General features: G+C 53.5%; 9 protein-coding genes and 7 tRNA genes. All 16 read left to right on the top strand.

Translation table 11 applies throughout. From position 1 onward, the window contains the following. Positions 1-146: 146 nt before the first annotated feature. The 16 genes from OCV69_RS05525 to OCV69_RS05450 all read left to right on the top strand — a co-directional run bounded on the left by OCV69_RS05525 (position 147) and on the right by OCV69_RS05450 (position 11,618). Positions 147-219: transfer RNA gene (locus OCV69_RS05525), tRNA-Asn, on the top strand. A 20-nt stretch (positions 220-239) separates the two neighbouring features. Beyond that, a tRNA-Glu gene (locus tag OCV69_RS05520) sits at positions 240-311 on the top strand. A gap of 14 nt (positions 312-325) precedes the next feature. Beyond that, positions 326-398 (top strand) — tRNA-Thr (locus OCV69_RS05515). Positions 399-422: 24 nt separating this feature from the next. Further along, positions 423-496: transfer RNA gene (locus OCV69_RS05510), tRNA-Ile, on the top strand. Between the two features lie 42 nt (positions 497-538). After that, positions 539-612 (top strand) — tRNA-Asp (locus tag OCV69_RS05505). Between the two features lie 33 nt (positions 613-645). Then, positions 646-718, top strand: a tRNA-Val gene (locus tag OCV69_RS05500). 29 nt (positions 719-747) lie between these two features. After that, positions 748-831 (top strand) — tRNA-Leu (locus OCV69_RS05495). A gap of 282 nt (positions 832-1,113) precedes the next feature. Continuing rightward, on the top strand, positions 1,114-2,745 hold the full coding sequence (locus OCV69_RS05490; RefSeq protein ID WP_158358056.1) for an ABC transporter substrate-binding protein: 1,632 nt from the start codon (positions 1,114-1,116) through the stop codon (positions 2,743-2,745). A 16-nt stretch (positions 2,746-2,761) separates the two neighbouring features. Further along, the gene (locus OCV69_RS05485) at positions 2,762-3,754 is read left to right on the top strand and encodes a M42 family metallopeptidase (protein ID WP_158358058.1); all 993 of its coding nucleotides are present in this window, start codon (positions 2,762-2,764) and stop codon (positions 3,752-3,754) included. Between the two features lie 151 nt (positions 3,755-3,905). Then, positions 3,906-5,540, top strand: a complete 1,635-nt coding sequence (locus OCV69_RS05480) for an ABC transporter substrate-binding protein (RefSeq protein ID WP_158358060.1) — start codon at positions 3,906-3,908, stop codon at positions 5,538-5,540. Positions 5,541-5,622: 82 nt separating this feature from the next. Continuing rightward, the gene (locus OCV69_RS05475; protein WP_022272715.1) at positions 5,623-6,591 is read left to right on the top strand and encodes an ABC transporter permease; all 969 of its coding nucleotides are present in this window, start codon (positions 5,623-5,625) and stop codon (positions 6,589-6,591) included. Positions 6,592-6,594: 3 nt separating this feature from the next. Beyond that, positions 6,595-7,530 carry an ABC transporter permease gene (locus OCV69_RS05470; RefSeq protein ID WP_022272714.1) on the top strand — a complete coding sequence of 312 codons (936 nt, stop codon included), beginning with the start codon at positions 6,595-6,597 and terminating at the stop codon, positions 7,528-7,530. A gap of 9 nt (positions 7,531-7,539) precedes the next feature. Next, positions 7,540-8,538, top strand: a complete 999-nt coding sequence (locus OCV69_RS05465) for an ABC transporter ATP-binding protein (protein WP_022272713.1) — start codon at positions 7,540-7,542, stop codon at positions 8,536-8,538. Positions 8,539-8,550: 12 nt separating this feature from the next. Then, entirely contained in the window at positions 8,551-9,534 is a 984-nt protein-coding gene (locus tag OCV69_RS05460) for an ABC transporter ATP-binding protein (RefSeq protein WP_158358062.1), read from the top strand. A gap of 102 nt (positions 9,535-9,636) precedes the next feature. After that, entirely contained in the window at positions 9,637-10,158 is a 522-nt protein-coding gene (locus OCV69_RS05455; RefSeq protein ID WP_158358064.1) for a pyridoxamine 5'-phosphate oxidase family protein, read from the top strand. Positions 10,159-10,181: 23 nt separating this feature from the next. Beyond that, positions 10,182-11,618, top strand: a complete 1,437-nt coding sequence (locus OCV69_RS05450; protein ID WP_158358066.1) for an amidohydrolase — start codon at positions 10,182-10,184, stop codon at positions 11,616-11,618. Positions 11,619-11,624: the final 6 nt, after the last annotated feature.

The raw sequence follows: 11,624 nt of genomic DNA, 5'->3' as shown, positions 1-11,624 counted from the left end.
GACGAGGTAGATAGGGCAGAGGTGGAAGTGCAGCAATGTACGGAGCTGACTGTCACTAATCGGTCGAGGGCTTATCCAGAAAGGCTGTTTAAAAGGTTTCGGAAGTTCAGTATGTAGTTTTGAAGGTACAGGAAAGTACCTTTTATTCCTCGATAGCTCAGTCGGTAGAGCACGCGGCTGTTAACCGCGCTGTCGTAGGTTCGAGTCCTACTCGGGGAGTTTTTCTTTTTAATAAGCGCGGCCCCATGGTCAAGCGGTTAAGACATCGCCCTTTCACGGCGGTAACAGGGGTCCGAATCCCCTTGGGGTCATTTTTAAGAAATATGCCGATGTGGCTCAATTGGCAGAGCAGCTGATTTGTAATCAGCAGGTTATCGGTTCGAGTCCGATCATCGGCTTTTAGTTCAATATTAATTTGCTTTGGACCTTTAGCTCAGTTGGTTAGAGCAACCGGCTCATAACCGGTCGGTCCCGGGTTCAAGTCCCTGAAGGTCCACTACCCAGAACAAAAGGTACAAAACAAAAAGATAAATAGTTTGGCCCGGTGGCTCAGCTGGTTAGAGCGCCGCCCTGTCACGGCGGAGGTCGTGGGTTCGAATCCCATCCGGGTCGCTCTTCTTAAATAGAAGAAACAATTTCATATCTGGGGTCTTAGCTCAGCTGGGAGAGCATCTGCCTTACAAGCAGAGGGTCATAGGTTCGAGCCCTATAGGCCCCATTGATAACTGAATGACGGTTATCGCGTTTGCCGGTGTGGCGGAATAGGCAGACGCAAGGGACTTAAAATCCCTCGGGGGCAACCCCGTACCGGTTCAAGTCCGGTCACCGGCATAGAAGAGAGTTTGTATAATGCAGACTCTCTTTTTTTGTTTCGTAAGTCCAGAAAAAAGAGAATTTATTGAATTTCCTGTATAAAAATAGAAAATAGAATCGAATAAAAGAATATAATGGTGAAATCCATATAGAGAAAAACAATTTCTCATTCAGCCGGCCAGATGATATAATGAGGACGCATTTGTGCTGGAAACTCTGGATCCCTAAGGCAGCGAAGGCGGCCAGGACCAGGGGAAAAGGCGATGCGCAGAATACGACGACTTTGGGGAGGAAATGACAATGAAACTGAAAAATGCACTGCTGGGAATGTTTACGGCAGCTGCGCTTTTGGCAGTCTCCGGATGCCAGAAGGCGGAAGCTCCCGCTCCGGCGCAGACGGAAGCGGAGACAACAAAGGAAACAGAGGCGGTAAAGGCAGAGGCAGAAACGGCTGCCACAGAAGCTGCTGACAAGGAGCAGGAGGAAACGACTCTGACCATTCCCATGTCTTCCTGTGTTACGACCCTGAACCGCCAGTTTGAGATCACAGAGGCTGGCTGGATCATGATGGGACCCATTTACGACGAGCTGTTTTATATGGATGTGGATGAAACCAGATATTACCTGGCAGAGTCCTACGAGGTATCTGAAGACGGCTTAAATGTAACGGTCAAGCTGAAGGATGGTCTTACCTGGCACGATGGACAGCCGATCACGGCCGATGACTTTATCTTTACTCTGGAGTGCAATCTGGATACCAACAACGGCGCAGGATTTGCCAATGTTGCCTTTGTCAATGACCAGCCGGTGAGCTATGAAAAGGTAGACGATCTGACTGTGAAGCTGACGCTGCCCCAGGCTTCCGCCTCCTATGCAGAGGCTCTCGGACATTTTACACTGATGCCAAAGCATGTATTTAATGGGGATACCCATATCGTGGGCGCTGAGGAGAATTTAAAAGGGATCGGATCCGGCCCGTACAAAGTGGCCGAATTCAGGCAGGATGAGTATTTAAAGCTGGATAAATATGAAAATTATTACGGTGGAGAGCCGTCCATCGATCATGTGATCTTTAAGATCGTTCCGGATGAGAACGCCCAGGAGGTGGCCTTTGTCAACGGAGAGGTGGATTTCCTGGAGATCTCCACTTACGATGCACTGCAAAAATATGAGGCCGATGATACGGTTACAGTGATCAAATATCCGGAAGGCCGTGTCAACAACCTGGCGATCAATGCCTTCAGTCCCAAATTTGAGGACAGACGGCTGGTGGAAGCCGTTTTCCTGGCCATGGACCAGAAGGCTATCATCGAGGGCGCATATGGAAAAGGGATCGCAGAGCCGGGCAATTCCCCGCTCAGCAATGTGAACCTTTTCTATAATGCCGGCAATCCGTACTATGAGCAGGATGTGGAGAAGGCAAAGGAGATCGTAAAGGAGCTGCAGGCGGAGGGAACGACCTTAACGCTGGTGACCAATACGAACGAGGGACTGAAAAATATGGCCCTGGTGATCCAGCAGCAGCTTAAGGAGGTCGGCCTGAACCTGGAGATCACACCGCTGGAATCCTCCGGCTATATGGAAAAGATTTTCAGCGATGATACAGATTTTGATATGTACATGATGGGCTACGCAGCCGCAGGGGATCCGGACAATGTGGTGGCAGGCATGTTTGACGGCACCTGGACCCAGAACCTGTACAGCAGCGAGAGAGCAGCCCAGTTATGGAAAGACGGGCGCGGCACATCCAATATGGAAGAAAGAGCGGAGATCTATAAAGAGCTGCAGAAGCAGGTTTACGAAGACCGGTCCATCTATCCGCTGGCATTCCCCAACTACGTGTTTGCAGTACGTAGTTACGTAAAGGGCGCCGATACCATCCGGACAGCTCCGATCTTCGAGGATTTCAGCAAGCTTTCCATTGAAAAGTAGAAGGAGGAGGAGAAAAATGGATATGATGACCATGGTTCAGAGGCTGACGGCTGTATATGGGATATCCGGCCGGGAGGCCACAGTGGCGGAGGAGATCCGCAGAATGGCGGAGCCCTATGCAGATGAGATCTGGACAGATCGCCTGGGAAATCTGATCTGCCATAAAAAGGGAGAGGGACCTAAGGTAATGTTTGCGGCCCATCTGGACTCCATCGGCCTGATCGTGACCCATATTGAAAGCGCTGGCTTTCTCCGGGTCGCAAAGATCGGAGGCGTCCGGCCGGAAAAGATCCTTCACTCCCTGGTCCGGTTTGAAAACGGGACCATAGGCACCATCGCCTCCAGCGGGACGGATCTGGGGAAGCTGTCCATGGAGGATCTTTATGTGGATATCGGTGCGGAGAGCCGGGAAGAGGCGGAGAAAAAGGTGTCTGTGGGAGATGCTGCCGTTTATATGGGGCAGCCGGTACAGACAGGCACCACACTGTTCTCTCCCTATCTGGATGACCGCCTGGGGTGCGTGATCCTTTTAAAGACCATGGAGCTGGCGGCGGACAGCCCCAATGATCTGTACTTTGTTTTTACGGTCCAGGAGGAAGTGGGACTGTGCGGCGCCCATACGGCGGCCCATGGGATCGCTCCGGATTACGGGATCGCGGTGGACGTTACATGTACGGACGATGTTCCCGGAAGCAGGCATACGGTTTCCGCGGCGCTGGGAAAGGGCGCTGGGATCAAGGTGATGGACGGCTCCCTGATGTGCCATGGAGCTGTGGTGGAGCGGCTTAAGGAGCTGGCTGCCGGGCATGGGATTCCGGCCCAGCCGGATCTCATGTCCGCTGGAGGGACGGATGCAGGTCCCATGCATATTTCCCATGACGGAGTGCTGGCGGGAGGGATCTCGATCCCGTGCCGGGGGATCCATTCTCCGGTGGAGATGGCGGATCTTGGGGATGTGGACGCATGCATCCGCCTGGCTGCTGCCTTCGCGTCCAGCAGGCTGGAATAGCCCGCAGCAAATCTGTATATGTTTTTGCAATAATTTCAAAAGAATCCATAGAAAAAATGAATTTGACTATACCATTTTATCCATGTATAATCAGTTCGGTTTTCCGGGCACTCCCGGAAGGAAAATATGGAATCACCCAGGAGGAATATAAGTGAGAAAGAAAACATTAAGCGCGCTCTTATGTACAGTGGCTGCCATGGCGGTACTGACAGGATGCGGCGGAGACAAAAAGGAAACGGCGGCTGCACCGGCAGAGGGGAACACCACTGCTGCAGTGACAGAGGCTGCCAAGACAGAAGCAGAAACCACAGCCGCAGTCCAGACAGAGGCAGGCGGAGAAAAGAATCTGGTTATGCCCAGCGCCAGCTGTGTGGCGAATCTGAATCCTCTTCTGGAGGGATATAAGGAAGCGGCAATGCTGAATCCGATCTACGATCCGCTTTATGTCATTGACGTAAATGAGACCAGATACTATCTGGCAGATTCCTATGAGGTTTCTGAAGACGGAATGCAGATCACTGTAAAATTAAAAGAGGGTCTGAAGTGGCATGACGGCGAGGCCATCACAGCCGACGATATGATCTTCACCATGGACGTATGCTCCGATACCAACAACGGTGCAGGCGGGACCAATATCGTGATCCTCAACGACCAGCCGGTAAAGTATGAGAAGGTGGACGATCTGACAGTCAAGGTTACACTTCCCATGGCATCTGCATCTTACGCAGACCTTCTGGGCAGTCTGACCCTGATCCCGGAGCACGTATTTGAGGGCAACCCCAGCGTAGTATCCGCAGGGGAAGCAAATATGAAGGGGATCGGCTCCGGTCCATATAAGGTGACTGAGTTCAAGCAGGATGAGTATCTGCTCCTTGAGAAGTATGAAGATTACTACATGGGCGCTCCGTCCATCGATAAAGTGACCTTCCGCATCATCTCCGACCTTTCTGCCCAGGAAGTGGCTCTGATGAACGGGGAAGTAAACTTCATGGAGCTGGCAAACGCACCGGCAGTGGCTAAGTACGAGGCAGATCCCAACTTTACAGTTGTGAAGTATCCGGAGGGCCGCGTAAACTATCTGGCCGTAAACAAATTCTGTGAAACGGTTCAGGATCCCAAGGTAGTGGAGGCAGTGTTTGCAGCTTTAAACCGCGATGAGATCATTGCAGGCGCATATGGCGACGGAATGGCAGAGTCCGCCAATTCCATCTTCAGTAATGTAAACACCTTCTATGATCCTTCCGTAGAGGGCTATACCCAGGATGTGGAAAAGGCAAAGCAGCTGGTGAAGGAGACTGGCCTGGATAGCAAGACTCTGACTCTGTACTTCAACTCCGAGCGTGTTTACATGAAGGAGTCCGCACAGATCATCCAGCAGCAGTTAAAGAACGTGGGGATCAATCTGGAAGTGATCCCGCTGGAATCTGCCGGATTCTTTGAGAAGGTATTTGGAACCGATGGCGATTATGAGTTCTATCTGAACGGCTATGGCGCTGTGGGCGACCCGGACCAGGTGGTTGCTGGTATGTATGACGGCACATGGGGCGTAAACCTGGCTGTCAGCGACGAGGTATCCCAGTTATGGAAAGACGCGCGTACCGTTTATACACCGGAGGAGCGGGCTGCCATCTATAAGCAGATCCAGATCCAGACAAGGGATGAACTGACCTGCTATCCCATCGCTTACCCCAACTATGTGTTCGTTACGACCTCCAATATCAAGGGAGCTGACACCATCAAGAGAACTCCCGTATTTGAGGATTACACGAAATTAACAATGGAATAATTTCCGGGTCAAAACGTTATGCCGCCTTCACACTATCTGAGGGCGGCATTTTTTACCGCAGACCCTACGAAAGGAGTACATCGTGAAGAAGTTCGTTTTAAGACGTTTTGCGCAAATGATCTTTGTATGGATCCTGGTCTCCATATTTTCTTTCTCCATCGTTTACTTTGCGCCGGGCGATCCCCTTTACATCTATATGACGCCGGGCGCCACCGGTCATAAGATGACGGATGAAGAGCTGGACCGGATGAGAGAGTCCCTGGGCCTCAACGGAAATGTGGTGGAGCAGTACATGAGCTGGGCCGGAAAGGCCGCCAGGGGAAACCTGGGGATCTCCATTAATAATAAACGGCCCGTACTGGACCAGATCCTGGAAAAGCTGCCCTGCACCGCCGGGCTCATGGGCGCTTCCCTGGTCCTCTCCCTGGTCCTCGCCATTCCATTGGGCCTGATCGCCGGGACCCATAAAAATAAACTGGCGGATAATATCATAAGCGGGCTGACGTATCTGGGCATATCGGTGCCGGCCTTCTGGCTGGGGATCATGATGATCATTGTTTTCTCCATGACCTTTAAGCTCCTGCCGGGCTCCGGTATGCGGACCATCGGTGTGAATTCTGCCTGGGATGTGATCCAGCACGGGATCATGCCGGCGCTGGTGCTGAGCCTCAATAATATGGCGGTGTTTGTCCGCTATATCCGTTCCAATACAATCGTCCAGTTAGAAGAGGAATACGTCCTGACAGCCGTATCCAAGGGAGCGGGAAAAAAGAGGATCATGTACGGCCATGTGCTGAAAAACTGCATGCTTCCCGTTATCACCTCGGTGGGCTCCCGTCTGGGGACCCTGGTGACCGGTTCCTTTATCATTGAATCTGTATTTGCATGGCCGGGACTTGGTACTCTGGGAATGTCTGCCATCAACAACCGTGACTATCCGATGATCATGGGCATCACCATGTTTTCCTGCACCATGCTGCTGCTGGGAAACTTCCTGGCAGATATCCTGTACGGCTTTGCAGATCCCAGGATCAAACAGGGAAAGGAGTAAGGTATGGCGAAATTACTGACACCACTCAATCAGGCCGCCCTGAAGGCGGAGGATTTTTCAAAGATCGAACGGGAAAATAAGGAAATTTCCGTGAGCTATGACAGAGGCTTCTTCCATCATGTGAAAAAGGCCCTGGGAGAAAACAAGATCGCGGCGGTCTGCCTGGTGATCCTCTGCGTGATCATCACTGGGGCGCTCATGGCTCCTCTTTCTTCCGTTGACCCGGACTACATGGACGTTATGAATAAAATGGCCGGTCCCAGCAGGGAGCACTGGTTTGGAACCGACGAGCTGGGACGGGATTCCTTTACCCGCGCCTTATACGGAAGCCGTGTGTCTCTCCTGGTGGGCTTTGCTACTATGGTGGTCTCGGTGACTGCCGGGACCTGCGTGGGCGCGGTCAGCGGATATGCCGGTGGAAAAATCGATATAATCCTGATGCGGATCGTGGATATGTTCCAGTCGGTGCCCAGCCTTCTGATGATCATTGTCATTTTCTCCTTTGTCCCCAATAACATGGTGACCCTGGTGCTGATGCTGGCCCTGTTCTCCTGGACCGGCGTGGCCAGGATCGTCCGCGCCCAGACGCTGACCTTAAAGGAGAGGGATTTTGTCATTGCGGCGAAAACCCTGGGCGTCAGCCATGTGAAGATCATTTTAAAGCATATTATCCCGAACATGACGACTCAGATCATTGTGGCGGCGTCCTTAAGCATTGCAGGAGCGATCCTGGACGAGTCGGCCTTAAGCTATCTGGGATACGGAGTGGCCCTTCCCAAGGCGTCCTGGGGAAGCATGCTCCAGAATGCCCAGCAGTATATCCTTTACGATCCTCTGCTGGCGCTGATCCCCGGAATGTTTATTCTGCTGACGGTACTTTGTTTTAATATCCTGGGAGACGCACTTCAGTATGCGCTGGATCCCCGGCTTCATAAATAGGAGGTAGAAATGGAGAAATTTCTGGAAGTAAAGAATCTGAGGGTTTCGTACCACAGCTACGCCGGAGAGGTGCAGTCTGTACGGGGCGTTTCCTTTTCCATCGACGCCGGACAGTCTGTGGCCATTGTGGGAGAATCCGGCTGCGGAAAATCCGTTACAGCCAAGACCATCATGGGCCTGATCCAGACGCCTCCCGGAGAGATCAAGGAGGGAAGCCAGATCCTGTTCGAGGGAAGGGATATCCTTTCCCAGACGCCGGAGCAGTGGCAGGAATACAGGGGAAAGGACTGCGCCATCATCTTCCAGGATGCGCTGGCGGCCTTAAACCCCACCATGACCATCGGAAACCAGGTGGCAGAAAAGCTTCTGATCCATACCAGCATGTCCAGGGCAGAGGCCTGGGAGGAGGCGGGACGCCTTTTAAAGCTGGTGGGGATCCCCAACCCGGAAAAGCGGATGAAGCAGTATCCCCATGAATTTTCCGGCGGCCAGCGCCAGAGGATCATGATCGCCATCGCCCTGGCCTGTCAGCCCAGGCTTCTGATCGCGGACGAGCCTACCACAGCCCTGGATGTGACAATTCAGGCGGATATCATCGATCTTTTAAAGGATATCCAGAAGGAATTCGGCATGGCGGTGATCATGATCACCCATGACCTGGGGATCGTGGCCAATATCGCAAAAAAGATCATCGTCATGTATGCAGGCAAGGTGGTGGAAACCGGCAGCAGCCAGGATATCTTTTACCGGCCCAGGCACCCATATACAAAGGCGCTCTTACGGGCCGTGCCCAGACTGGACACCGAGGAGGAGCAGTCCCTGGAATCCATTGAGGGGACTCCGCCCAACATGATCGATCCTCCGGCGGGCTGTGCATTCAGCACCAGGTGTTCCCAGTGCATGCGGATCTGCCAGAAGTCAGAGCCTCCGATGTTTGAGTTTGAGGACGGCCATACGGCCCAGTGCTGGCTGTACCATCCCATGGCAGCGCAGGGAAACGAAGAGTAAAGGAGGGGAACCATGGAAGAAAAAGAAAAGATCCTGGAAGTCAGTCATCTGAAAAAATATTTTAAGACAGGCAGGGGGACCTTAAAGGCCGTTGACGACGTTTCGTTTTTTATCCGCAAGGGAGAGACTTTGGGGATCGTGGGCGAGTCGGGCTGCGGAAAGACCACCTGCGGCCGTACCTGCATCGGCATTCACAATAAGACCGACGGACACGTCCTTTATAAGGGAAAGGACGTCCACAGCCTCCGGGGAAAGGAACGGAAGGAGTTTACGAAGGAAGTCCAGATCATTTTCCAGGACCCCTATTCCTCCCTTGACCCCAAGATGAAGGTGGGAGACATCATTGCCGAGGGGCTGAAGGCCCATCATATGTGCAAGAGCCGGGAGGAGGAGCAGGCCCGGGTGAAGGAGCTTTTGGAGACCGTGGGACTCAATGCAGAGCACGCCACCAGGTACGTCCATGAATTTTCCGGCGGCCAGCGCCAGAGGATCGGGATCGCCAGGGCCCTGGCAGTGGAGCCGGAGTTTATCGTCTGCGACGAGCCGATCTCGGCTCTGGACGTGTCCATCCAGGCGCAGATCGTCAATCTTCTGATCCGTCTCCAGAAGGAGAAGGGACTGACGTACCTGTTTATTGCCCATGATCTGGCCATGGTCAAGCACATCTCAGACCGGGTGGCTGTGATGTATCTGGGAAATATCGTGGAGATCACCCAGGCGTCGGCCTTATACGCCAACCCCATGCACCCCTATACCCAGGCGCTGCTTTCTGCGATCCCCATCCCGGATCCGGAGGTGGAGGAAAAGAAGCAGAGGATCCGTCTGGAGGGAGAGCTCCCCAGCCCGGTGGACCCGCCGGAGGGCTGCCGGTTCATCAACCGCTGCCGGTTTGCCAGTGAACGCTGCCGGAAGGAGCGGCCGGAGCTGATGGAAATGGAGCCGGGCCATCTGGTGGCATGCCACTGCTGTGAGGAGATGAAAAAGGGGCAGATATAGCCAGGACGGGATCTTCCGTCTTGTGAGAAATCAGAAAATATGATATGATTGCTGTCAGATAACTGTTGTTCTAAATGGAAGAAAGAAAACAGGGAGGGCAGCATGAGAAGAAGCGACAGAGAAATTACGGACATGGACAGGATCATGGAGATCGTCAGAAGGCAGGGTGTCTGCTGCGTGGCGTTCCAGAACACGCCATGTCCGTATTTAATTCCAATGAATTATGGGGCGGCCCTGGAAAACGGGCGGCTGACACTGTATTTCCATGGAGCGGCTGTGGGGACCAAGCTGGACCGGCTCAATGCGGATCCCCATGTTTCGTTCACCATCGTGGGAGGAAGCCAGGTCTCGTTGAATTTTGAGGAGGCATGCAGGTCCACAGCCGGGTTTGACAGCGTCTGCGGGACTGGGACGGCAGAGCTCGTTCCGGCAGAGGAGAAAAGAAAAGGCCTGGCGGTGATCATGAACCATGCGGCAGAGTGCGAGGCACTGGCTGCGGGAGACGGCAGAGAGGACCAGAAAGCACTGCCGTTTTCAGAGAATTCATTTTCTGACCAGGCGGTGGAAGCGGTGACGGTGTGGAGGATCGCGGCAGCTTCCATAACGGGGAAGCATCACGACTAAAAATACAGAAAAGGAGAAAACTTATGGGAACAGAATTCAAGGATGAGATCGAGGGGCTCATCGACAAGAGAAGCCAGGCGTACACAGATATCAGCGACGCCATCTGGGGATTTGCGGAGCCCAGATTCCAGGAGCGGGAGTCCTCCAGGATCCAGCAGGAGTATTTAAGCTCCAGAGGCTTTTCCGTCCGGGCAGATCTGGCTGGAGAGGAAACTGCGTTCATAGCAGAATACGGCAGCGGGAAGCCGGTGATCGCATTTTTAGGAGAATTTGATGCTCTTTCCAGTCTCCAGCAGGAGCCGGATCAGACGGAGCACTGCCCCATCGCCGGAAAAGAAAACGGTCACGGCTGCGGTCATCATCTTCTGGGAACGGCCTCGGCAGCAGCGGCCGACGCCTTAAAAACGTATATGGAGGAGCATAAGCTGGCCGGGACCATCCGGTATTACGGCTGTCCGGCAGAGGAGAATGCCGGAGGCAAGGCGTATCTGGTACGGGACGGATACTTTGACGACTGCGATATTGCCATTACCTGGCATCCCTACACCATGAGCAAGGTCATGAAGGGCGGCTTCCACCTGGCCAATTTCCGCGCCTTCTTTACCTTCCACGGGATCTCCTCCCATGCGGCGGGGGCTCCGGAGTTAGGCCGGTCGGCCCTGGATGCGGTGGAGATCATGGACATCGGCGTCAACTATATGAGAGAGCACATGATCGATGCGGCCAGGGTCCACGGAGCCATCACCAATTCCGGCGGCATCGCCCCCAACGTGATCCCGTCGGAGGCCCAGATCCTTTATGCCATCCGTGCGCCCAAGGTGACCCAGGTGCAGAAGCTGTTTGAACGCATGTGCGACATTGCCAGGGGAGCAGCTCTGATCACTGGAACCACCGTGGATATCAAACAGGTGGCCGCTTATTCGGACCTGATCAATAACGAGACTCTCAATGATCTGATCCAGGAAAATCTGGAGCGTGTGATCCCCATTGGATACACGGAGGAGGAACTGGATTATGCGAGGAAATTCCAGTCCGTGATCACCGAGCTGGATAAGGAAGGGCTTAAGGCCATCGCCGCAGATATCGGCGGCCGCGACCGGAAAAAGGAGCTTCTGGAAACGCCTCTCTGGGATTTCATCGTAGACCGGAACAGCCGGTATGGCGGAGGCGGCTCCACCGACGTGGGAGACGTGAGCTGGAAGGTACCCACGGCCCATGTGTACGTCAACTGCTATGCAGCCGGAACAGCGCTCCACTCCTGGCAGGCCACAGCCCAGGGAAAATCCTCCATTGCCCATAAGGGAATGATCGCAGCGGCCAAGGTCATGGCCAACATCGGTGCAGAGCTTCTTTTAAAGCCAGAGCTGGTGGAAAAGGCAAAAGAGGACTGGAAGGAAGAACTCAATGGGGAGGAATATCCTAATCCCCTTCCAAAGGACCTGAAGCCGGAGATCTGGTAAGAGGAG

Origin of the sequence: Alitiscatomonas aceti (assembly GCF_025567195.1) — a bacterium.
Taxonomy (GTDB): Bacteria; Bacillota; Clostridia; order Lachnospirales; family Lachnospiraceae; genus Alitiscatomonas; species Alitiscatomonas aceti.
This window is presented reverse-complemented; position numbering and strand designations above follow the sequence as displayed.